The sequence below is a fragment of the Streptomyces sp. GSL17-111 genome (genome assembly GCF_037911585.1).
GTDB lineage: Bacteria > Actinomycetota > Actinomycetes > Streptomycetales > Streptomycetaceae > Streptomyces.
Map to the genome: position 1 here is coordinate 1,835,674 of NZ_JBAJNS010000001.1, position 23,120 is coordinate 1,858,793.

A 23,120-nucleotide genomic window follows, 5' to 3' on the forward strand; every position below is an offset into this window, starting at 1 on the left:
TCAACTCCTCAGCGCAGCTTGGGGTCAAGGGCGTCGCGCACCGCGTCGCCGAGCATGATGAAGGCCAGCACCGTCAGGCTCAGCGCGGCGGCCGGGTAGAGCAGGATGTGCGGCGCGTTGCGGAACTGCATGCCGTCGGAGGCGTTGGAGATGTCCACCCCCCAGGAGACGGTCGGCGGCCGGAGCCCGACGCCGAGGAAGCTGAGCGTGGCCTCCAGGGCGATGTAGGTGCCCAGCGCGATCGTGGCGACGACGATGACGGGGGCGACGGCGTTCGGGGTGATGTGCCGCAGCAGGATGCGGGTGTGTCCCGCGCCCAGCGCCTGCGCGGCGTGCACGTAGTCGTTCTGTTTGGCCGTGATGACGGCACCGCGCGCGATCCGGGCGATCTGCGGCCAGGCCAGGGCCGTGATGACGCCCACGACCGGCCAGATGCCGTCCACGGTGATCATGGCGAGGAACACCAGGGCGCCGAGGATGATCGGGATGCCGAAGAAGATGTCGGTGAGCCGCGAGAGCAGGGTGTCGGCGGCGCCTCCGAAGTAGCCCGCGAGCCCGCCGAAGAGGGCGCCGAGCAGGGCGACACCGAGCGTCGCGCAGACGCCGACGGTCACCGAGGCGCGGGCTCCGTACACGGTGCGGGTGTAAACGTCGCAGCCCTGTGTGTCGAAGCCGAACCAGTGGCCGGGCTCCGCGCCGCCGAGTGACCGGCTGATCCGGCAGTCCAGCGGATCACCGGTGGCGATCAGCTGCGGCCAGATGGAGATGACCATCAGGAAGAGGATGACCAGCCCGGAGACGATGAACACCGGCCGCCGCCGCAGGTCGTGCCAGGCGTCGGACCACAGGCTGCGGGCCGCCTCCTGCTCGGGCCCCCCGTCCGGTCCGCGCCGGCCGTCGCCCTCCAGCGTCTCCCCCTCGGCGTAGGCGAGGTCGGCGGAGACGCCCGCCCCGCCGATCGCCCGCCGGGGCTCGGGGGCGCCCGGGGTGGGGTAGGTGTGCGGATCCTGGGGCTCGTTCGGCTCAGGCATAGCGAATCCTCGGGTCGAGCACGGCGTACAGGAGGTCCACGAGCAGGTTGGCGAGCAGGAAGATCAGCACGAGGATCGTCACGAAGCCGACGACGGTGGGCGAGTTCTGCCGCAGGACACCCTGGAAGAGCTGGTAGCCCACCCCCTGGATGTTGAAGATCCGCTCGGTCACCAGGGCCCCGGCCATGAGGCTGCCGACGTCCGTCCCGAGGTAGGTCACCACCGGGATCAGCGAGTTGCGCAACAGGTGGCGCGTCGTGATCCGGCGGCGGCGCAGCCCCTTGGCCACGGCGGTGCGGACGTAGTCGGCGCGGGCGTTCTCCGCCACCGACGTCCGGGTGAGCCGGGTGACGTAGGCGAGGGAGACGAGCGCGAGGATCAGCCCGGGGAGGATCAGCTCGTTGAGCGGCGCCTCGGGGCTGACGGCCGGGGCCGTCCAGCCCAGCTTGACGCCGAAGAGGAACTGGGCCAGCACCCCGGTGACGAAGGTGGGGATGGCGATGACGACGAGGCTCAGCAGCAGCACCGAGGAGTCCACGCCGCCGCCCCGGCGCAGCCCGGAGACGACGCCGAGCACGATGCCGAGGACCAGCTCGAAGGCGATGGCCACCAGCATCAGCCGGAACGAGATGGGGAAGGCGGTGACCAGCAGGTCCATGACGGGCCGCCCGTTGAAGGCGGTGCCGAAGTCCCCGGTGAAGATGTTCCGCATGTAGAGCAGGTACTGCTGCCACACGGGCTTGTCGAGGTTGAACTCGGCGCGCAGCCGGGCCGCGGTCGCCGGGTCGGGGGTGCGGTCGCCGAACAGGGCGGCGACCGGGTCGCCGAGGGCGTGCACCATGATGAAGATCAGGAACGTCGTCCCGATGAAGACCGGGACCATCTGGAGCAGGCGCCGGATGACGTAGTGCCCCACGGGCCTCCCTCCTCAACTACGACGGGGCCGGTCACCGCACGAGCGGCGGACCGGCCCCGGTGGGCGATCAGTTGACCGTGATCTCGCTGTAGACGGGGACGGAGAAGGGGTTGAGGCGGACGTTGTCCACGCGGTCCGAGTAGCCGGCCGTGCCGTTCTGGTACCACAGCGGGACGGCCGGGAGGTCCTCGGCGAGCACCCGCTCGGCGTCCTGGAAGGTCTCGACGGCCTCGTTCTGGTCGGCTGAGGCGTTGGCCTCGTCCACCAGCCGGTCGAACTCGGCGCTGCTGTAGCCCGCGTCGTTGGACGAGGCGTCCGTGTAGTAGAGCGGCTGGAGGAAGTTCTGGATGAGCGGGTAGTCCATCTGCCAGCCGGCCCGGAACATGCCCGTCATGCGGTCGGCGCTGATCTGCTCACGGAACTCGGCGAACGTCGCGACGGGGTTGACGCGGCAGGCGTTGTTGTCGTCCATCACGTTGTTGATGCTGTTGCAGACGGCGTCCATCCACTGCCGGTGCGAGCCGGTGTCCACGTTGGAGGTCAGGGTGACGGAGCCGCCGGGCAGGCCGCCGCCGTCCTCGATGAGCTGCCGGGCCCGCTCCGGGTCGTAGGTGCAGGCGTCCCCGCACAGCCCCTCCTCGTAGCCGCCGTCCTCGCCGAGCACCGGGGAGGTCCAGTCGGTGGCCGGGGTGCGGGTGTCGCCGTAGATCTGGCTGGTGATCTCGTCCCGGTTGATGGCCATCGAGAGGCCGCGCCGCACGTCGGCGGCCTCGTCGCCCTCCCACTCCTCCTGGTAGAGGGGGAAGGTGATGGTCTGGATGATGCCGGCGGGCTGGTTGATGTAGCGCCCGTCGAGGTCCTGCTCGGCGTTGCGCACCTGGGAGGCGGGGATGTCGTCGGTGACGTCCAGGTTGCCCGCCTGGAGGTCGGTGTAGGCGGTGTTGTTGGACGTGTAGACGATCAGCTCGACGCCCTCGTTCTGCGGCTCGTCCTCCCCGCTGTACTCCTCGTACGTCGACAGCCTCATGGACTGACCCCGGTTGTAGGACTCCACCTGGTACGGCCCGTTGCCGACCGGCCGTTCCAGCCAGGCGTCGTGGTCGTCGAAGAAGACCTGCGGCAGCGGGGCGTAGGCGGTGTAGCCGAGCGTCTCCGGCCACAGCGAGAACTTCTGGGTGAGGGTGACGCGGAAGGTCCGCTCGTCGACGACCTCCAGGCCCGACATCTCCTCGGCCGTCGGCTCGGCGCCCTCGTCCTCGGGGTGGACCTCGTCGTAGCCCTCGATGAACTGGAAGAAGTAGGCGTTGACCTGGTTGTTGTCCAGGTTGGCGCCGTAGTTCCAGGCGTCGACGAAGGAGCTGGCCGTCACCTCGGTGCCGTCCGAGAACGTCCAGCCGTCCTTGATCGTCACCGTGAAGGTCTGCTGGTCGTCCGTCTCGATGGACTCGGCCATGGCGTCCTTGGCCTCGCCGGTCTCCGGGTCGTACTCCTTGAGACCCGTGAAGATCATGTCCAGGACCTTGCCGCCCTGCACCTCGTTGGTGTTCGCGGGCTCCAACGGGTTCTGCGGGTCGCCCCACGACGCCCGGACGACGCCGTCACCGCCGCCGCCACCGTCCCCGCCGCCGCAGGCTCCGGCGGCCAGGGCGACCGTCGTCACCGTCGCGACGGCCCAGCCGACACGCCTGGCTCCGCGCATGAGGTGCCTCCTCGTCCTGTGGTCACTTTCCGCCCATACCACTCCTTTCGGGCGCGCCCCGCACGTGTGCCACTCGGCCGGGCGCCGAAGAGAAACCCAGAAACCCCCGTGTGGCCCCTTGGCGGGGCTGCACGGGGGTCGGAGAAACGACGGACGGGCCCGCCCGGGCGGAGGTACTCCGCTCCACGGCAGGCCCGTCGTGGGTCGTCGGCCCCTGCGGGCCGGGCGTCAGCGCTTGGCGCGGCTCACGGCGCGGGCGCGCTCCCGCGCGTCGAGGTTCACCTTGCGGATGCGCACCGTCTCGGGCGTCACCTCGATGCACTCGTCCTCGCGGCAGAACTCCAGCGACTGCTCCAGGGAGAGCTTGCGCGGCGGCACCAGGTTCTCCGTGGTGTCGGAGGAGGCGGCCCGCATGTTCGTGAGCTTCTTCTCCTTGGTGATGTTCACGTCCATGTCGTCGGCGCGCGAGTTCTCGCCGATGATCATGCCCTCGTACACCTCGGTGCCCGGCTCGACGAAGATCGTGCCGCGCTCCTGGAGGTTCAGCATGGCGTAGGCCGTGGCCGCGCCAGCCCGGTCCGCGACGAGGGAGCCGCTGTTGCGGGTGCGCAGGTCCCCGAACCACGGCTCGTGGCCCTCGGAGATGGAGTGGGCGATGCCCGTGCCGCGCGTCTCCGTCAGGAACTCCGTGCGGAAGCCGATGAGGCCGCGCGAGGGGACGATGAACTCCATGCGCACCCAGCCGGAGCCGTGGTTCGTCATGGTCTCCATGCGGCCCTTGCGGCTCGCCATGAGCTGGGTGATGGCGCCGAGGAACTCCTCGGGGGCGTCGATCGTCATGCGCTCGACGGGCTCGTGGACCTTGCCGTCGATCTCCTTGGTGACGACCTGAGGCTTGCCGACGGTCAGTTCGAAGCCCTCGCGGCGCATCGTCTCGACGAGGATGGCCAGGGCCAGTTCGCCGCGGCCCTGCACCTCCCAGGCGTCGGGCCGCTCGGTGGGCAGCACGCGCAGCGAGACGTTGCCGATCAGCTCGCGGTCCAGGCGGTCCTTGACCAGGCGGGCGGTGACCTTGTGGCCCTTGCCGCCCTTACCGACGAGCGGGGAGTTGTTCGTGCCGATGGTCATGGAGATGGCCGGCTCGTCGACCTGGATGAGCGGCAGGGCGACCGGGTTCTCCGGGTCGGCCAGCGTCTCGCCGATCATGATGTCGGCGATGCCCGCGACGGCGCAGATGTCGCCCGGCCCGGCCTGCTCGGCGGGGCCCCGGGTGAGCGCGTCCGTCATCAGCAGTTCGGTCACGCGGACGTTCTGCACGGAGCCGTCGCGCTTCATCCAGGCGACGGTCTGCCCCTTCTTCAGGGTGCCGTGCTGGACGCGGCACAGCGCGATGCGGCCGAGGAAGTTGTCGGCGTCGAGGTTGGTGACGTGCGCCTGGAGCGGCGCGTTCTCCTCGTACGTCGGCGCGGGGACGGTCTCCAGGAGCGTGGTGAAGAACGGCTCCAGGCTGTCGCTGTCCGCCGGGACGGTGCCGTCCTCGGGCTTCGTCAGCGACGCGACGCCGTCCCGGGCGCAGGCGTAGACGATGGGGAACTCGATCTGCTCCTCGGTGGCGTCCAGGTCGAGGAAGAGGTCGTAGGTCTCGTCGACCACGGCGCCGATGCGGGCGTCGGAGCGGTCGGTCTTGTTGATGCACAGGATGACCGGCAGCTTGGCCTGGAGGGCCTTGCGCAGCACGAACCGCGTCTGCGGGAGGGGGCCCTCGGAGGCGTCGACGAGGAGGACGACCGCGTCGACCATGGACAGACCGCGCTCGACCTCACCGCCGAAGTCGGCGTGGCCCGGGGTGTCGATGATGTTGATCGTGACGGGGCCGTCGCCGCTCTTGGGGTGGTACTTCACGGCGGTGTTCTTGGCGAGAATGGTGATGCCCTTCTCGCGCTCCAGGTCGCCGGAGTCCATCACCCGCTCGTCGACCTGCTGGTGTGCGGCGAAGGCGCCGGCCTGCTTGAGCATGGCGTCGACGAGGGTGGTCTTGCCGTGGTCGACGTGGGCGACGATGGCGACGTTGCGGATGTCGTTGCGCGTGGGCATGCGTGCGGCGCTTCTCCCGGAGTTGTGGATGGCAGCGCGGGCGTGTGCCCGGCTGCCCGCCGGGCTCGTATCGTCGACGCCGCGGCCTGGGTCCTTCCATGGTACGGGTCGCGCCCGGGCCGGCCCGCTCCTGTCCGGGGCTGAGCGGCCTCCGCCGCCCGGACGTGCGGCGATGACCCGCCGGTCACGGCTTAGGGTGCCCGAAGGCGAACTGCGAGGAGGTGGCGGCCGTGGCACGGGTGTCGGCGGACGTACGGCGTGATCTGCTGGTCGAGGCGGCGATCCGGGTGATGGTCCGGGACGGCGTCGCGGCGGCCACCACGCGGTCGATCGTCGCCGAGGCCGGCATGCCGCTGGGCGCCTTCCACTACTGCTTCCGCTCCAAGCAGGAGCTACTGGAGAACGTGATAGCGACCATCACCGGACACACCCTGGACCGGATGCTGGAGGTGCTGAAGGGCGCCGGCGGCTTCGAGGACAAACTGCGCGCGGGGCTCGACGCCTACTGGCAGCACGTGCTCGACCACCCCGACGAGCACCGCGTCACCTACGAGCTGACGCAGTACGCGCTGCGCCGTCCGGGGCTGGCCGCGTTGGCGAAGCGGCAGTACGAGAGCTACCTGGAGGCCAACACCCGGGTGCTGGAGGCGCTGGCGGAGGGCTGCGGCGTCACGTGGACGGTGCCGGTGCCGGTGCTCGCCCGGTACACGGCGTCGGTGGTCGACGGGCTGACACTGCTCTACCTCAACGAGGGGGACGACCGGGCGGCGGGCGCGGCGCTGGACCTGGCGGCCTCCCATGTGGTGGGGCTGGCGCGACCCGTCCCCTGAGGGGCCGCGCGGGGTCCGCGCGAGGGAGGCCCCGGTGAGTTCCGCACGCTGCGTGGTCGTGCGTCCGGGACTATTGACCCGGTCATCTGACCAACTCTATGTTGCGACCCACGTCACACGACACCGGGAGCGACCGTGAGACCACGCCGCCACCTCGCCCTGACCGCGGTCGCGCTGACCGCCCTCCTCCTCGCCCTCGTCGCGGGCGCCGCCGCGCCACCGGGCGCCCGGGCGGCCGACGGCGTCCCGTGGTACGAGCCCGTCGACCGGCCGACGCCCGACTCCCGGGTCAACGTCACCGGTGAACCCTTCACCGGCACGGACGCCGACGGCGACGTGCGCGGCTACGTCGACGCGCACAACCACCTGATGTCCAACGAGGGTTTCGGCGGCCGTCTCATCTGCGGCAAGCCGTTCTCCGAGGAGGGCGTCGCGGACGCGCTCAAGGACTGCCCCGAGCACTACCCGGACGGCAAGGGCGCCATCTTCGAGAACCTCACGGCCGACCCGGACTGGCACCACGATCCCGTGGGCTGGCCGACGTTCAAGGAGTGGCCGACGCACAAGTCGCTCACCCACCAGCAGAACTACTACGCGTGGGTGGAGCGTTCGTGGCGCGCGGGACAGCGCGTGATGGTGACCGACATGGTCTCCAACGGCGTCATCTGCTCCATCTACTTCTTCAAGGACCGGGGCTGCGACGAGATGGAGTCCATCCGGCTCCAGATCGAGAGGACCTACGCCCTGCAGACCTACGTCGACGACATGTACGGCGGCCCCGGCAAGGGCTGGTTCCGCATCGTCACCGACGCCGGGCAGGCGCGCGAGGTCATCGAGGACGGCAAGCTGGCCGTCGTCCTGGGCGTCGAGACGTCCGAACCGTTCGGCTGCAAGCAGGTCCTCGACCTCGCGCGGTGCGACCGGGAGGACATCGACCGCGGCCTGGACGAGCTGTACGACCTGGGCGTGCGCAGCATGTTCCTGTGCCACAAGTTCGACAACGCCCTGTGCGGTGTGCGGTTCGACTCCGGCACGCAGGGGACGATCATCAACATCGGCCAGTTCCTGTCGACCGGCACCTGGTGGACCACCGAGGAGTGCCGGGGGCCGCAGCAGGACAACCCCATCGGGACGGCCGACGTCCCGCAGTTCGAGGCGATGCTGCCGCCGGGGGTGGGCGTCCCCGCCTACGACGAGGGCGCACGGTGCAACACACGCGGGCTGACGCGGCTCGGCGAGTACGCCCTCGACGGGCTGATGGAGCGCGGCATGATGGTCGAGATCGACCACATGAGCGTGAAGGCGGCCGGGCGGACGCTGGACATCCTGGAGTCGGTGGACTACCCGGGCGTGCTCTCCACGCACAGCTGGATGGACCGCGACTGGTCCGAGCGGGTCTACCGGCTCGGCGGCTTCATCGCCCAGTACGCCCACGGCAGCGAGCACTTCGTGAACGAGGCCCGGACGGGAGCGGATCTCCGCGAGGAGTACGGCAAGGGCCTGGGCATCGGCGCCGACATGAACGGCGTCGGGGGCTGGCCGGCGCCGCGCGGCGCCGACGCCCCGGACCCGGTGACCTACCCCTACCGCAGCGTCGACGGCGGTTCGCTCCTGGACCGGCAGGTCACGGGCGAACGGACCTGGGACGTCAACGTGGACGGCGGCGCGCACTACGGGCTGCTGCCGGACTGGATCGAGGACATGCGCCGGATCGGTGGGGAGGACGTCGTCGGGGACCTCTTCGACGGAGCCCAGTCCTACCTCGACACCTGGAACGCGACGCAGGGGCACGACCGGGCCGCCGACCTGGCCGAGGGGGCCACGGCGACGGCCAGTTCGACGGAGTGGAGCCTCTTCGGACGCTTCGCACCGGACCGCGCGGTCGACGGCGACACGGGCACCCGCTGGGCCAGCCGCTGGGAGGAGGGCCAGTGGCTGAGCCTGGACCTCGGCGCGCCCCGCACGGTGGGCCGGGTCGTGCTGGACTGGGAGCGGGCCCACGCGAGCGGATACCGGATCGAGGTGTCGGACGACGGCACGGACTGGCGCGCCGTGTGGTCGACGCGGGCGGGCTCCGGTGGCGTCGAGACCGCGCGCTTCGACCCCGTCCGCGCCCGGCACGTCCGGGTGTACGGCACCGAACGGGCGACGCGGTACGGGCTCTCGCTGCACGAGGTCTCCGTCCACGCCCGCTGACGGTCGGGCAGGGCCCGCGCCCGTCCGCCGGACCGGGCCCGCACCCGTCCGCCGGACCGGGCACCGTGGCCGTCAGAGGAAGGCGTGCCCCTCGCCCCGGTAGGTGGGGACGGCCGTCACCCCGCCGTCCTCGTCCACGAGGTGCAACGTCTCGACGTGCTCGCACAGTTCACCGGCCTTGGGGTGCCGGAACCAGACGCGGTCCCCGATCCGGAGCCCGGCCGCCCCCGGGCCGGTGAGCGGCGTCTGCACCTCCCCGGCCCCCTCGGCCGCCAACAGGCCCAGCCCGCGCGGCCAGACCGGGGTGGGCAGCCGGTCGCGGCCCGGCGGCCCGGAGGCCACCCAGCCGCCGCCGAGCACCGTGGCGTGGCGGGGCGAGGGGCGGCGTACGACGGAGAGCACGAAGTAGGCGGCCGGGCGCGGGGTGAAGCGCGTGTAGTGGTCGAAGAGGGCCGGGGCGAACAGTCCGGACCCGGCGGCCACCTCCGTCACGGCGTCCTCGGCGGCCGTCAGCTCCACGCTCCCCGTGCCGCCTCCGTTGACGAACTCCAGCGGCGCGACGGCCCGGACGGCCGCCACGGCGGCCGCCCTGCGGCCCGCCAGCTCCCGGGCCGACACCTGCTGCACGGCGCGCACGCCGAACCGGGCCGGGCCGGGCCGGTCGTCCCCGATGCCGGCTATCTGCCCCTCGTAGGCCATCACTCCGACCAGCGTGAACCGCGGATGCGCGACGACGGCCCGGGCGAGCCGGGCGGCGTCGCCCGGGGTGTGGACGGGCGAGCGGCGGGCGCCGACGTGGACGCGCCCCCCGGCGAGCCGGAGGGAGGCGTCGAGCTCCAGGCACACCCGCAGCGGCGGACCGCCCCGCCCGACGGCGGAGGCGGTGAACTCCAGGTGCTCCCGGCTGTCGACCATGAGCGTGACCCGGGACGCGAGCCGCTCGTCGGCGGCCAGGCGCCGCAGGGCCGTGCGGTCGACCGTCGGGTAGCCGACGACGACGTCGTCGACCTCACCGGCCAGCCACAGCGCCTCGGGCAGCGTGAACGCCAGGACGCCGTGCACACCGGGCAGCGCGAGGACGCGGCGCATCACCTCCCGGCAGCGCACGGACTTGCTGGCCACCCGGATCGGCGTGCCGCCGGAGCGGCGGAGCAGGTCGGCCGCGTTGGCGCGCAGGGCGGCGAGGTCGACCACGGCGTACGGGGTCTCCAGCGCGTCGGTCGCCGCGCGCAGCCGCGCGGGCCCGGAGGCGGGGGTGGATCGGATGGTCGGCGTCACGTCGGGCACAGGGTGAGCATGTCCCAGGGCCCGGACTAGGTCAAGTGACCAAGACTACTGTCCGGATGGTCCCGGGACGGCGCTGCGCCCCTCCTCCGAGCGGGCGGGACGCGCGTGGCCGATGTCCTGGTAGCGCGGCGTCTCCAGGCCGAACGCCCCGGCGTTGCCGAGCGACCGCGCGACGGCCACCAGCTGCGGCGGCTGGAAGAGCGGAATCGATCCGGCGGCCGCCCACACGCGGGCGTCGATCCGCCGGATCAGCTCCTCGCGCTCCTCGTCGTCGAGCTCGGTGACCGCCTGCTCGAAGAGCTGGTCGACCTGGTCCGTGCCGACCCGGGTGAAGTTCTGCTCGATCAGGAGCGATCCGTCGGGGGACGCCACCGGCTTGGCGAAGATCGGCCGGGTGTCCGTCGCCGGGTAGGCCGTCGCCGGCCATCCGTACAGCGCCAGGTCGAAGTCGCCCGAGGCCAGGTGGTCCTGGAGGAAGGCACCGTCCGGCACCCGGGTCACCTCCACCCCGACGCCCACCCGCTGGAGCATCGCGATGATCCGCTCACCGGTGCGGCGGATCTGCTCGGAACCGTCCCCGGCCGGGAGCACCATGCGCAGCTCCAGCTCCCGACCCTCCTTCAGACGCAGCAGGTTGGCCTCGGCGTGCAGCAGTGTGTCCAGCGCGTCGGTCGCCTCGGCCGCCGCCGCCAGCGACTCCTCGGCCGCCTCGGCGAGCTCCTTCGCCTCCTTCCCGCCCTTCTTCTTCGCCGCCTTCGCGGCCCGGGCGTCCGCGTGGGCGGCCTGCCGCAGAACGGCGGCGCGACCGCGCTCGGAGCTGCTGGCCACCCCGGTGAACGCCGGAGCCCGCACCGGTGGAGCGGCCCCGGCCCGCCGCGCGTCGTCGTCCTCGGTGCCGTTCTTGGCGGTGTCGGCATCGGCTTGGGCGGCGGCGTCGGAGCCGGTGCCGTCCTCGGTGGACGGGACGGCCGGGCCGCCCTTCCACCCCGCCTCGGCCAGCAGGCCGGACGCGGAGGCCCTGGTCGCCTCCCCGACGGCAGCGCTGTTGTCGTGATAACCGGCCTGGTCGTACATCCGGAGGTGGCTCCCCAGCGCCCGCACCGGCAGCCCCGCCGGGCGGTGCACGGCCCGGGCCAGGGCCTCCCGGTCCAGCGCCTGGGCGACGGCCCGGCGGACCCGTTCGTCCTGCAGCGGTCCGGAGGTCCCGTTCAGGGCCAGCTGCACGTAGGACGGCGCGTAGGCCCGCCGCACGGTGTACCGCCGGAGCCGCTCCCGCTCCTCGGCCGCGTCGGCGGCCTCCTCGGCCTCCTTCTCCTTCTTGTCGACCCCGTCCGCGCCGTCCTTCTCCCCGGCGTCCTTCTCGTCCTTGTCCGCCTTCTCGGTCTTCTCGTCCTCGGCCTTCTCTTCCTTCGCTTCCTTCTCGGCCGCCTTCTCCTCGTCCTTCTCGGCCTCCTCGTCCTTCTCGGCCTCCTCGGCCTCCTCGCCCGCCTTCGCGTCGTCGGAGGCCGTGCCGCGCGCCTGGGCCTCCGCCGTCGCCGCGCCGGCGGCCTTCGCGATGCGGTCGGCCACCGGCTGCCTGATCTCCGCGATGTCCAGCTCACCGGCGGCCAGCGCGGCGCCGCGCTCGGCCGTGGGCACGGCCTTGAGGACGAGGGAGTCCAGCTTGGCGCGGTCGCCCCACCAGGCGTTGTTCCGCTCCAGCGTGACGGTGTCGGCCCCGGGGTCGAGCGTGCCGCCCTTGACGGTGAAGGGACCGGCGGAGACGGGGAGCTTCGTACGGGAGGTCGTGTTGAACGCCTTGGGCTCGCCCGTGACGGACTCGGGGTAGAGCGGTGTGAAGAGGGAGCGCCAGTCGGCGTAGGGGCGGGCGAAGGTGACCTTGACCTCACCGTCCTCCTCCCCGGGCTCGACCTTGTGGATGCGGTCGTAGCCCGCGCCGCGCGCCGCCCAGTACCCGCCGTCACCGCCGCCGAGGGCGTTCCACTGGGCGGCGAAGTCGGCGGCCGAGAGCCGGGTGCCGTCGCTCCAGCGGGCCTTCGGGTTCAGCCGGTAGACGACGACCTGCTGCGGTTCCCGTTCGGCGACCTCGGCGGACTCCAGGTAGTCCGTGTTGAGCTGGGGACGACCCCGGCTGTCCAGCGTGAACAGCGCCGGGAGGGTGGCTCCGGCGATCCGGTCCGTCGCCGCGTTGGCGTCGTCCTGGTAGGCGTTGAGCGTGACGGGCGCGGCGTCGACGGCCCAGCGCAGGGTGCCCCCGAAGCGGACCTGTCCCCGCTCCGCCAGGGAGAGGTCGCGGGCCGAGCCGCTCTTGCCCTCGCTCGGATCCTCCTCGCCGCTGCACCCGGCCAGCAGCGGGGCCAGCAACAGGCCTGCGGCGAGCACGGTCGCCGTCCTGCGCCCGGGAGCGGATGCGATGGCTGGCACGGGTGGCATGGCGATCTACCTCCGGGAGCTGACCCGACAAGCCGACTAGTGCGATGGACGGCTCATCACATCTTTCAGAGGCCATCGAACGGCGCGTCAGCTCACACGCGGCGCAGACACGGCGCCGCGCGGGGCAAGCCCACCCGAGTGGACGCGTCCGGCGGTGCCGCACGCGCTCCCTCAGCCCGGGGCGGCACCCGTCACAGCATGGGGTAGGCGTCCAGCATCGCGTCCAGGGCGTCCGGCGGTTTGGGGCCGCCGTCGTGCGGCAGGGAGAGTTCGAACCAGACGGCCTTGCCGCCCGGAGTCCGCCGACTGCCCCATCCGGCGGAGAGCAGCTCCACGAGCTGGAGGCCCCGGCCCCCCTCGTCCGTGTCGCGGGCCCGTCGTCGGCGCGGCTGCACGGGGCTGGTGTCCCAGACCTCGCACACGAGCGTGCGCTCCATGAGCAACCGGAGCCGGATCTCGCCCGAACCGTGCCGCAGCGCGTTGGTGACCAGCTCGCTCACCAGCAGCTCGGTGGTGTCGGTGAGCCCGTCCAGGTGCCAGTCGGCGAGCTGGGCGCAGGCCAGGTCGCGGGCGCGGGCGACCGAACGGGCCGCCGAGGGCAGCCGCCAGTCGCCCACGGCGGACGGCGGCAGCCCCTGCACGCGGGCGAGCAGCAGGGCCACGTCGTCGTCCCCCTGCGGCGCCCCGTTGCCCGCCAGCACCCGGTCGCAGATGTCCTCCAGCGGTCGGTCGGCGTCGGTGAGGGCCTGCCGCAGCCGCAGCAGCCCGACGTCCAGCGACTGGTCGCGGGACTCGACCAGCCCGTCCGTGTAGAGGGCGAGCAGCGCGCCGTCGGGGAGTTCGACGTCGATCTGCTCGAAGGGCTCGCCCCCCACCCCGAGCGGCAGTCCACCCGGCCCCTCCAACAGCAGCGGCGGACCACCCCCGCCCTCCCGGCCCTCGGACGGCTCGACGAGCACGGGCGGGACGTGCCCGGCGTTGGCGAAGGTGCAGCGGCGCGAGACGGGGTCGTAGACGGCGTACACGCAGGTGGCGAGATAGACCTCGCCCAGGTGGTCGGGGTTGTCCAGCGGGCCGCCGCGCCGCCGGTAGGGGTTGCCGCCCAGGCCCCGGGCGATCTCGTCGAGCCGCTCCAGCACCTCCGCCGGCTCCAGGTCCAGCAGGGCGAGGGTGCGGACGGCGGTGCGCAGCTCGCCCATCGTCACGGCGGCCCGCAGCCCGCGCCCCATGACGTCCCCGACGACGAGGGCGGTGCGGTGCCCGGGGAGCTCGATGACGTCGAACCAGTCGCCGCCGACCTCGGTGGCGGCGGTGCCGGGACGGTAGCGGCAGGCGATGTCGAGCCCGGCGGCCTCGGGGTCGCCCGGGGGCAGCAGGCTGCGTTGCAGTATCAGGGCGCGTTCGTGCTCGCGCCGGTACAGGCGGGCGTTGTCGATGCAGACGGCGGCCCGCGCGGCGAGCTCGGCCGCCAGGGCGGCGTCCCGCTCGCCGAAGCGTTCGCTGCCCTTGGCGCGGGAGAACTGGGCCACCCCCAGGACCTGGTCGCGGGCCACCATGGGCACCGCCAGCGTCGAGTGGACGACCAGCCCGAACGGCCGTGTGCCGCGCGCCTCTTCGGGCTCCGCCGGGCCGGCCGGGGGCACCGGGCGCACCCGTGCCGTGCGCAGGGCCGCCGCGCAGGGCGACTCGAAGGCGAACCGGTGCGTCGCGCCGAGCGGCACGTTGTCGGGGTGGGCGCCCTCGCCCACGGCACCGACGGCGCTGGCGAGCGCGACCCGCCGCAGCGGTGCGCTGCCCTCGCCGCCACGGCCGGGCCGGGACTCCTCCCCCGCGAGCACCGCCTCGTACAGGTCGACGGAGGCCAGGTCGCAGAACTGCGGCACGGCGACGTCGAGCAACTCCCGCGCGGTCCGCTCCAGATCGAGCGAGTTGCCGATACGGGCACCGGCGGCGTTGAGCAGGGCAAGGGCTCGGCGTACGTCGTCAGGCTTCCCCGTCTCGACTGGCATGTCGCTCAACGCCGCCCCTTCCCGTTGTGCGGAACGTCCCCGAACGTCCCGTCGTCGTGCTGTGCCGCCGCGGGCGAGCGGCACCGACAGAAGTGTGGCACTCCGTCGGCCGTCGCGGGACGGGTTGTCGGGTGCCGCCCCTGCGCCGGCCGTGCCGCGCGGGCCCCGCCGGTGGAGGGCGGCGCTCCCCGCCTGCTGCTTGACTCCTAACCAGGCAGGGGCAGCTCGAACCACACCGTCTTGCCGATCGGCCCGTACCGGGTGCCCCAACGGCGCGCGGACTGGGCGACGAGCTGGATGCCCCGGCCGCCCTCGTCGTCGTGGGCCGGGGTGCGGGCGCGGGGCGGGTCGGGCAGCGGGTCGGACACCTCCACGAGCAGGGAGGCGCCGCGCACCATGCGCACACCGATGGGTCCGTGGGCGTAGCGCAGGGAGTTGGTGACGAGTTCGCTGACGAGGAGCACGGCCTCGTCGCACAGCGGGTCGAGGTCCCAGGCGTGCAGGGTGTCGCGCACGGCGGCCCGCGCGCGCCGGACGGCCGTCTCCTCGGCGGGGAACGCCCAGCTCGCCGCGCTGTCCTCGGGCAACCCGCCGAGCCGTGCGACGAGCAGCGCCACGTCGTCCGGGCCCCCGGGGCCGGCCGGCCCGCCGGGGCCGCCCTGCGGGAGCAGCGCGAGGACGTCGTCGCAGAGGTCCTCGATGCTCACCTCGCCCGTGCCGGAGGTGAGCCGCCTCCGCAGCCGGGACAGCCCTTCCGAGATGTCCTCGTGCCGCGACTCGATGAGCCCGTCGGTGTAGAGGACGAGCGCCGCCCCCTCCGCCACGGTGAACTCCCGCCGCTCGAAGGCCACGTCCCCCACGCCCAGCGGCGCGCCCGAGGGCAGCTCCAACGGCTTGGTGTGCCGCCGCCCGGTCGCCGGGTCGACGGTGAGCAGCAGCGGCGGGACGTGCCCGGCCTTCGCGATGGCGCAGTGCCGCGTGGAGGGGTCGTAGACGGCGTAGACGCAGGTGGCCATGAGGGGTTCCTCGGGGCCCTGCGCGAGGTCGTCGGCGAGGTCGTTGACGCGGCGCAGGAGGTCGTCGGGGGCGAGGTCGAGGGCGGCGAGCGTCCGCACCGCCGTGCGCAGCCGTCCCATCGTCGCGGCGGCCCGCAGCCCGTGCCCCATCACGTCGCCGACGACGAGGGCGACCCGGCCGCCCGCCAGCGGGATGACGTCGAACCAGTCGCCGCCCACCTCCGCCGCGCTGCTGCCGGGGACGTAGCGGTAGCCGATCTCCAGTCCGGGCGGGGACGGCACGCGCTGGGGCAGCAGACTGCGCTGGAGCATCAGGGCGCCCTCGCGCTCGCGCGCGTAGAGGCGGGCGTTGTCCAGCGACACCCCGGCCCGCGCCCCGATCTCCATGCCGAGGGCGACGTCGTCCTCGTCGAAACCCTCGCGCTCGTCGGCGCGGCTGATGACCAGCAGGCCGAGCACGATGCCGCGCGCGCTCAGCGGGAGGGCCATCAGCGAGTGGATGCCGAGCTCGACCGCCGCCCGCACCTTGGGATCGCCGGGGTACGTCGCCGCGACCAGGTCCTCCTGCGACCGCGCCAGGTGCGGACGTCCGGTGGCCAGCGTCGTCGCGAAGAAGGAGCGCGGCGCGAAGGCGATGTCCTGCCCGACGCGCAGCATGCGCTCCACCTCCGGGCCGACGCGCTTGCCCGCCACGCCGAGCTGGAGGAGGGGCACGCCGGCGATCGGCAGCCGCCCCGGCAGTTCGTCACCGGTGGCGATGGCGCCGTGCAGCATGACCCCGGCGTAGTCGCACAGGCGCGGCACGAGCGCCCTGGCGAGGGCGTCGGAGATCCGGCGGACGTCCAGCAGGTCGCCGAGGGCCAGCCCCACGTCGTCCAGCAGCTTGAGCCGCTGCCGGGCCCGTTCGACGTGCTCCAGGGCCTCGCGGCGCTCGGTGATGTCCAGGATCGTGCAGCTCGTGCCGAGCACCTGCCCGGCACGGTCCGTCAGCCGGGCGTAGGACACCGAGCGGTGGCCGCTGCCGTCCGGCGCCTCCATCACCATGTCCACGAGCGTGCGGCCCGTGGCGAGCACGGTGTCCTGCACCCGCGCGATCTCGCGCGCGTAGGGCGCCGGGAACACCTCCTCGACGGTGCGGCCCAGCATGCGGTCCGTCGGCGTGCCGTTCAGCCGCTCCATCGCCTTGTTGGCCCGCACGAAGCGCTGCCGGTCGTCGAAGAGGGCGATGCCGAGCGGGGAGGAGTCGAACAGGGCGTCCAGGGCCGCGAGGTCGTGCTCGACGGCCCGCAGTCGGCCGGTCTCCACGACATTGGCCAGAATGAAGGGCTCGCCGTCGGCGTCCTCCAGGAGCGAGGCGTAGCCCTCGACCTCCACCGTGTGGCCGGCCCGGTGCCGGGCACGGACCACGCCGCGCCACAGCCGTCCGCGCCGCAGCTCGGCGAGGACGCGGGACGGGGCCCGGGCGACCGGCTGGTCCCCGGCGAGGAAGTCCGCGAACGAGCGGCCCGTCGCCTCGTCGGCCCGCCAGCCGAGCAGCTCCTCGGTCGGCGGGCTCCACAGCAGGACGCGGCCCCGCGTGTCGAGGATGACGACGCCGAGGCGCAGGGCGTCCAGGAGGGAGTCCAGCGAGCCGCGTGCGCCGGGAGGCTCCGTGCCGGGGGCGCCCGCGCCGGGCGGGCGTGCGTCGGCCGGGCGTGCGCCTGCGCCGGGTGCCTCGCTCACTCCGCCCACGTCCCCGCTCGGCAGGCCTCACCAGGGCGTCTGGGGCAGGGCCCCGGCGAAGGCGGGCGTCCTGCCCGCATCCCCGATTGTGCCCGGCGTCAGGCGGGGCCACCGCTCGGCTGCTCCAAACGCTCGACCAGGTAGCGGGTGGGCCCGGCGTCGGGCGCCCCGGCCGCCGAGGCCGGCCCGGCCTCGGCCGGACCGCCGGGCCCGGCGTCCTCGGGGCGCGCGCCGGAGCGCGGTGCGCGCAGCCGGTCGGCGAGACGCTGGGCCTCGACGCGCGTCGCGCACCGGCCCACGCGGTACCGGCCGCCGTCCTCGTCCTGGCGTATCACCAGCCAGGGCAACGTGCTGGCCTCGCTCATCGCCTCTCCCCACCCCTGCACGGTGCTGCTGTCCGCATATGCCTGAGCGTACGCCTGACCTTCACGGAGCGCATTCGTCCCACCACGAGCGGACAAATTTCCGGCCACGCCGGACGCCGGCCGCCGGGCGCAGGCCGCCGGGCGTCAAGCCCCGGCGGGTCAGCGGATCGGCAGGTGGTACGTCGCCCGGAAGCGGTCGGCGGGGACGACGACGTCCGCCGTCTCGACGGGGAGGCCGCCCGCGTAGAAGGTCCGGGCGATGACGAGGACGCCGTGCCCGGCGACCCCGCCGAGGGCCGCCATCTCGTCGGCGCGCCCCGGCCGGGCGCCGACCTCCTCCAGCACGTTGTCCACCACGACGTCGATCGCGGCCATCCGCTCGACGACGCCCTGGCCGGCCAGCGGCCCCTCCTCCGGCAGCATCACCGGCGTACGCCCGGTGAGGGCCAGCGGCTCCCAGGACGTCGAGAGCATCACCGGGTCGCCGTCGGTGCGGAAGACGTACCGCGTGCGCATCACCCGCGCCCCCGCCTCGATCCGCAGCCGGGTCGCCACGGCGGGGCTCGCCTCCTGCTGCTCGCTGCACGACTCCCAGGCGCCCTTCACCTGCTCGTCGGCCTGTTCCTGGCGGAACGGCCCGGCGCCGCCGAGGATGCGCCGACCGGCCCGCAGGACGCGGGAGGGCTCGGGCAGCTCGCGCACGTACGTGCCCGAGCCGGAGCGGCCCTCGACCAGCCCCTCCGCCATCAGGATCTTCCGGGCCTCCAGCGCGACGGTGTCCGACACACCGTAGTGCGCACGGATCTTGGCCTGGGAGGGCAGCCGCGAGTGCGGGGGCAGGACGCCGTCGAAGATCTTCTGCCGGAGGTCCCCGGCCACCCGCAGGTATGCGGGCTGCTCACCGAAAGCCACGCGTCCTCCCACAGCTTGACCGTGCGCCACAGCTTGGCAACGCTCGGTGGTCAGGCGCAATATCCCGTGGGGCAATCACTCGATGTGATGACGTCCTGCTCAGCGGGGAGACGCGGGCCCGGACGGACCTCAGCCCCCGCGGCCGGGACCGCGGGGGCTGAGGTCAGGCGTCACCGAGGGTCAGAACTGCAGGGCCCAGGCGTCGATCTTGCCGGTGTCCCAGTAGTAGTTGTCGGTCACCCGGAGCTTCCAGGTGCCGTTGGCGGCCGACGACGAGGCGTCGACGGTGTAGGTCTCGTTGATGTTGTCGCTGCTGCCGCCGGTGCCGAAGTTCTTCAGCACGGTGGAGGAGCCGTTCGGAGCGACGAGCTCGACCTTGAGGTCACCGATGTAGGTGTGCTGGATGTCCACCTCGACCCGGAGGTCGGAGGGCGCGTTGCCGGACAGACCGCTCACCGAGATCGGGGACTCGACGGTGCTGTTGTCGTTGATGGTGTAGTCGGTGGTGTTCTCGAAGCGGCCCTCGCCCGGGTCGCCCGGGTCACCGGGGTCGCCCTCGCCGACCTGGAGCAGCAGGTTGGGCGAGCCGGAGCCGGGGCTGCCGACCTTCCCCTCGGCCGCGGCGGCCGTCATCGTCGCGTCCACCTCGGACGGCGTGGCCGTACCGTCCTCGCCGAGGATCAGCGCGGCGGCGCCGGCGACGTGCGGCGAGGCCATCGAGGTGCCGGAGATGGTGTTGGTGGCGCTGTTGCTGCCGATCCACGCCGAGGTGATGCTCGAGCCGGGCGCGAAGACGTCCAGCACCGAGCCGTAGTTGGAGAACGACGAGCGCGAGTCGCTGCTCGTCGTGGAGCCGACGGTCAGCGCCTCCTCGGTGCGCGCCGGTGAGTAGTTCGACGCGTTGGCGTTGCTGTTGCCCGCGGCCACGGCGTAGGTGACGCCGGAGGCGATGGAGTTGCGGACGGCCTGGTCCAGGCTGGAGTTGGCGCCGCCGCCCAGGCTCATGTTCGCCACGGCCGGCTTCTGCGCGTTGTCCGTCACCCAGTCGACACCGGCGATGACACCGGAGGTGGTGCCCGAGCCCTGGTCGTTGAGGACGCGGACGGAGACGAGGTCGACCTTCTTGGCCACGCCCCACTCGGTGCCGCCGACGGTGCCGGCGACGTGCGTGCCGTGGCCGTTGCCGTCGTTGCCGTTGCCACCGAAGGCGTCGAAGCCGAAGGAGGCCCGGCCGCCGAAGTCGTTGTGGGTGTGGTTGATACCCGTGTCGATGATGTAGGCGGTGACGCCCTCACCGGCGGAGTCCGGGTAGGTGTAGCTGTTGCTCAGCGGCAGGTCGACCTGGTCGATGCGGTCCAGACCCCACGTCGGGTTCGGCTGGGTCGCGGCCAGCTCCACCTTCGTGTCCTGGGTGACGGACTCGACCTGCGGGTCGGCGGCGAGCTTCTTCGCCTGCTTCTCGCTGAGTTCGACGGCGAAGCCGTTGAGCGCCTCTTCGTAGGTGATCTCGATCTGGGCGCCGTACTTCGTGACCAGACTCTTGCCGGCCCTGGTCTCGGCGTCCGGTGCGCCCGCCTTCAGGGTGACGATGTACTGGTCCTTGATCGCGCCCGGCGCCCCGGCGTTGGCGATCACGCCCTCGGGCTCCTCGGCGGCGGCCGCCGCGGGTATCGCGACGCCGACGCTCATGGCGACCGCCGCTGCACCCGCGACTGCCACGGCGGACCATCTGCGCTTGGGGGAACGCATCACTGCCATTGAGAGATCCTTCTCGTTGGTGGTGCGCTGGTGGGGAACGGACGCGGACATGACATCCGCGCCGTCAGCCGAAAGGTTTGCGGACCCATAGGAATCCCACAAGAGGTCTGCAGGCACTTCATGCATCTGTCACACGGAGGTCATCCCATACGGGACACAACGCGCGTAACCCGACATGACGCCGCATCAGGGGACGCCCGGAATGCCCCGTTCGGTATACGACGGCAGGCAGCCCGCCGGGCACCACCGCTCCTGACGTGCTGTCGAACAACTCGGACCGCCCCACCGGCCGCCACCGGCCGACGGATGCGGAACGCACGCGCCCGGTCAACCGAACGGCCCCTCGCTCACCCGCCCGTGGCCCGGCGGCCGCGGACAGCACCGCGGCCCGGCACACAGGCCGGGCCGCGGACGTTCCCCTCGCCCCGCGCCGTGCGCGCGGGCACCGGGATCAGGACACGCGCGACGTCTCCACGCGCTCCTCCGACTCCTCGTCGGGCAGGTGGACGTCGCCGACCGCGATGTTGACCTCGACGACCTCCAGCCCCGTCATCCGCTCGACCGCCGCGATGACGTTCTCCCGGACGTCGTGGGCCACGTCCGGGATCGGGACGCCGTACTCGACGACGATGTCCAGATCCAGCGCCGTCTGCCGCTCGCCGACCTCGACCTTCACGCCCCGCGCCACGTTCGGACGACCGCCGGGCACCCGGTCGCGCACCGCGCCCAGCGTCCGGGCGAACCCGCCACCGAGCGCGAACACGCCCGGGACCTCGCGGGCGGCCATACCGGCGATCTTCTCCACCACGCCGTCGGCGATCGACGTCCTGCCGCGCCCACCCGCCGCGTCACCCGGCGCGGCGGGGGTGGCCGAGGTGGCCGGGACCCCGGCCACGCCGGTGTGGACGGCAGCCCCGGCGCCGCTCCCGCCCAGCTGCTCGGTCGAGGACTGGGGTGCGCTGACGGTGGTGGTCTTGGCAGCCATACGGGTGTCTCCTCCGCGTCGATCGTGGCCAGGGAAGGTGCTTCTACCCCTTTGGACCCGACTCACGGGCGGTCGTCACGCCGAAATCGTGAGACCTTCGGGAGACTTCCCAGCGGTACCCCCTCCCGCGCCCCCTGCTCGGGGGGCGGTGGGCGGCGCAGGGCGCCGACGCGGCGGGCCGGTGGGGTGCCACGGACCGGAGAGGAGACCGGCGGGTGCCGGAGGACGACGAGAGGCCGGGCGGCGACACCGCTCCCGGCCGATGGCGGGAGCAGCGCCCCAGGCCCGACGACGCGCTGCTCACCGTCCGGGCGCGCGAAGGCGACGAGGAGGCCTTCGAGGTGCTGGTGCGCCGGCACGGCCCGGTGCTGCTGAGCCTCGCCACGCGCATGCTCGGCAGCCCGGCGGACGCGGAGGACGCCGTGCAGGACGCCTTCGTCAGCGCCTGGCGGCGGCTGCCCGAATTCCGGGGTGACGCGGCGTTCCTGACCTGGATGTACCGCATCGTCACCAACCGCTGTCTCAACCTGCTGCGCTCCCGGCGCCCGACGGAGGAGCTGGACGCGGCCACCGAGCCCCGTGCCCCCGAGCACCAGGCGTCGCCCGTCCGGGCGGCGGAGTCCACGGCGGCGGTGCGGGACCTGTCGGCCGCCCTCGCGGGGCTCTCCCCCGAACAGCGGGCCTGCTGGGTCCTGCGCGAGCTGCACGGCTTCGGGTACGGGGAGATCGCGGAGATGCTCGGTATCAGCCAGCAGGCCGTGCGCGGAAGGATCTTCCGGGCACGGCGCTACCTCACGGAGGCGATGAGCGCATGGAGATGAGCCCCCACGGCCCCCGGCCCGACCCGCCCGCCGGGCCGGAGGGCGAGGCGCTGCCCTGCGGGCGGGCGCTGGAGGACCTCTGGGACGCCTGGGAGTCCGACCCGGCGGCGGCCGCCGCCGAGCCGCACGCCCGGCAGTGCCCCCACTGTGCCGCCGCCCTCACCGACCTGCGCACGCTCGACGACCTCGTCCGTGACGAGCTGACCCGTGCCGAGCACGCTTCCTCCCAGGAGGGGGAAGCCCTCGCGTCCGGCGTCACCGCCCGCGTGATGGACATCGTGCGCACCGAGCTGCGGCCCGGCGCCTCCGTGCCCCTGGGCGAGCCGGACGAGGACGCCTGGATCGTGGAGACGGCCGCCGCCCGCACGTTCCGCACGGCGGCGGAGGCCGTTCCGGGAGTCCGGGCCGGCAGCTGCCGCATCGTTCCGCTCGGTGCCACGCAGCGGCGTTTCCGGTTCCCCGGCGCCCGGCTCCCGCGCGGCCCCGTCCGCGTCCTGCTGGACGTGACGGCGCCGCTGGGCCTGGAGCACCCCGTTCCCGAACTGGCCGACGCCGTACGGCAGCGGGTCACCACGGCGGCGAGCGGGGAGCTGGGCATGGACGTGCACGCCGTGGACGTCACCGTCGTCGACCTCGCCGACGCGGCGCACCCGGAGCCCCCTCCGGCGCGCCCGGCGGACGCCACACAGCAACCACCGGAGGGCAGCGATGACTGACGTCCCGCAGGACACCACGACGCGGCTCGGCGACGCCGCGGCGCGCGCCGCCGAGGCCACGCCCGGCGTCGCGTTCCTCCGCCCCGACCTGACCGGTTTCCTGCGCGGAGCCGCCGCCCGGGGCACCCGGCTGCGGCGGACCGCGACGGCCGACGGCGAACAGGTCCACGTCGACCTGCGGCTGGCCGTCCACCGCGGGCACCGCGCCGTCGACGTCACCCGCGCCGCCCGCACGGCCGTCGAGCGGGCCGTCGTCGAGCGGCTGCCCGGAGCGTCGGTGAGCGTGACGGTGACGGTCACCGCCCTCGTCTGAACCCGGGCGAGGCCCGG

Annotated in this window: 16 protein-coding genes and 1 pseudogene; 5 read left to right on the forward strand and 12 right to left on the reverse strand. The window is 73.2% G+C overall.

Going from position 1 to position 23,120, the window contains the following annotated elements:
* Window positions 1–8: 8 nt before the first annotated feature.
* The 4 genes from V6D49_RS07785 to typA form a co-directional block, all read right to left on the reverse strand.
* Window positions 9–1,031 (reverse strand): ABC transporter permease, encoded by a 1,023-nt coding sequence (locus tag V6D49_RS07785; protein WP_340558293.1) that lies wholly within the window; start codon window positions 1,029–1,031, stop codon window positions 9–11.
* The gene (locus V6D49_RS07790; RefSeq protein WP_191210909.1) at window positions 1,024–1,947 is read right to left on the reverse strand and encodes an ABC transporter permease; all 924 of its coding nucleotides are present in this window, start codon (window positions 1,945–1,947) and stop codon (window positions 1,024–1,026) included. The genes V6D49_RS07785 and V6D49_RS07790 overlap by 8 nt, the downstream gene beginning before the upstream one ends.
* A 67-nt stretch (window positions 1,948–2,014) precedes the next feature.
* Window positions 2,015–3,646, reverse strand: coding sequence for a peptide ABC transporter substrate-binding protein (locus V6D49_RS07795; protein ID WP_340558295.1), 1,632 nt, complete (start codon window positions 3,644–3,646; stop codon window positions 2,015–2,017).
* Window positions 3,647–3,874: 228 nt separating this feature from the next.
* Window positions 3,875–5,740 (reverse strand): translational GTPase TypA, encoded by a 1,866-nt coding sequence (gene typA, locus V6D49_RS07800; protein ID WP_340558297.1) that lies wholly within the window; start codon window positions 5,738–5,740, stop codon window positions 3,875–3,877.
* 230 nt (window positions 5,741–5,970) lie between these two features.
* On the opposite strand from typA, the gene V6D49_RS07805 reads away from it, so the two are divergent.
* Window positions 5,971–6,570, forward strand: coding sequence for a TetR/AcrR family transcriptional regulator (locus V6D49_RS07805; RefSeq protein WP_340558299.1), 600 nt, complete (start codon window positions 5,971–5,973; stop codon window positions 6,568–6,570).
* 135 nt (window positions 6,571–6,705) lie between these two features.
* On the forward strand, window positions 6,706–8,766 hold the full coding sequence (locus tag V6D49_RS07810; RefSeq protein ID WP_445330482.1) for a galactose-binding domain-containing protein: 2,061 nt from the start codon (window positions 6,706–6,708) through the stop codon (window positions 8,764–8,766).
* A gap of 72 nt (window positions 8,767–8,838) precedes the next feature.
* On the opposite strand, the gene V6D49_RS07815 is transcribed toward V6D49_RS07810, so the two are convergent.
* The 8 genes and pseudogenes from V6D49_RS07815 to V6D49_RS07850 form a co-directional block, all read right to left on the reverse strand.
* The gene (locus V6D49_RS07815) at window positions 8,839–10,053 is read right to left on the reverse strand and encodes an amino acid deaminase/aldolase (RefSeq protein WP_445330483.1); all 1,215 of its coding nucleotides are present in this window, start codon (window positions 10,051–10,053) and stop codon (window positions 8,839–8,841) included.
* A gap of 45 nt (window positions 10,054–10,098) precedes the next feature.
* The gene (locus V6D49_RS07820) at window positions 10,099–12,477 is read right to left on the reverse strand and encodes an ABC transporter family substrate-binding protein (RefSeq protein WP_340558301.1); all 2,379 of its coding nucleotides are present in this window, start codon (window positions 12,475–12,477) and stop codon (window positions 10,099–10,101) included.
* Window positions 12,478–12,677: 200 nt separating this feature from the next.
* A pseudogene (locus V6D49_RS07825) lies at window positions 12,678–14,564 on the reverse strand (ATP-binding SpoIIE family protein phosphatase); the annotation flags it as partial.
* A gap of 137 nt (window positions 14,565–14,701) precedes the next feature.
* Window positions 14,702–17,233: a SpoIIE family protein phosphatase gene (locus tag V6D49_RS07830; protein ID WP_340558302.1), complete on the reverse strand. Its 2,532-nt coding sequence runs from the start codon at window positions 17,231–17,233 to the stop codon at window positions 14,702–14,704.
* Between the two features lie 98 nt (window positions 17,234–17,331).
* On the reverse strand, window positions 17,332–17,598 hold the full coding sequence (locus V6D49_RS07835; RefSeq protein WP_340558304.1) for a hypothetical protein: 267 nt from the start codon (window positions 17,596–17,598) through the stop codon (window positions 17,332–17,334).
* A gap of 159 nt (window positions 17,599–17,757) precedes the next feature.
* Window positions 17,758–18,510, reverse strand: a complete 753-nt coding sequence (locus tag V6D49_RS07840) for a GntR family transcriptional regulator (RefSeq protein ID WP_340558306.1) — start codon at window positions 18,508–18,510, stop codon at window positions 17,758–17,760.
* Window positions 18,511–18,690: 180 nt separating this feature from the next.
* Window positions 18,691–20,268 carry a S8 family peptidase gene (locus V6D49_RS07845; RefSeq protein ID WP_340558307.1) on the reverse strand — a complete coding sequence of 526 codons (1,578 nt, stop codon included), beginning with the start codon at window positions 20,266–20,268 and terminating at the stop codon, window positions 18,691–18,693.
* 451 nt (window positions 20,269–20,719) lie between these two features.
* On the reverse strand, window positions 20,720–21,253 hold the full coding sequence (locus V6D49_RS07850; protein WP_340558309.1) for an Asp23/Gls24 family envelope stress response protein: 534 nt from the start codon (window positions 21,251–21,253) through the stop codon (window positions 20,720–20,722).
* 296 nt (window positions 21,254–21,549) lie between these two features.
* On the opposite strand from V6D49_RS07850, the gene V6D49_RS07855 reads away from it, so the two are divergent.
* From V6D49_RS07855 to V6D49_RS07865, 3 genes are read left to right on the forward strand one after another with little or no spacing between them, the layout of a single operon-like run.
* Window positions 21,550–22,074, forward strand: coding sequence for an RNA polymerase sigma factor (locus V6D49_RS07855; protein ID WP_340563779.1), 525 nt, complete (start codon window positions 21,550–21,552; stop codon window positions 22,072–22,074).
* On the forward strand, window positions 22,065–22,790 hold the full coding sequence (locus V6D49_RS07860) for a hypothetical protein (RefSeq protein ID WP_340558311.1): 726 nt from the start codon (window positions 22,065–22,067) through the stop codon (window positions 22,788–22,790). Before V6D49_RS07855 ends, V6D49_RS07860 begins: the two co-directional genes overlap by 10 nt.
* Complete coding sequence (locus tag V6D49_RS07865; RefSeq protein ID WP_340558313.1) at window positions 22,783–23,103, forward strand: Asp23/Gls24 family envelope stress response protein; 321 nt, start codon at window positions 22,783–22,785, stop codon at window positions 23,101–23,103. Before V6D49_RS07860 ends, V6D49_RS07865 begins: the two co-directional genes overlap by 8 nt.
* Window positions 23,104–23,120 lie beyond the last annotated feature (17 nt).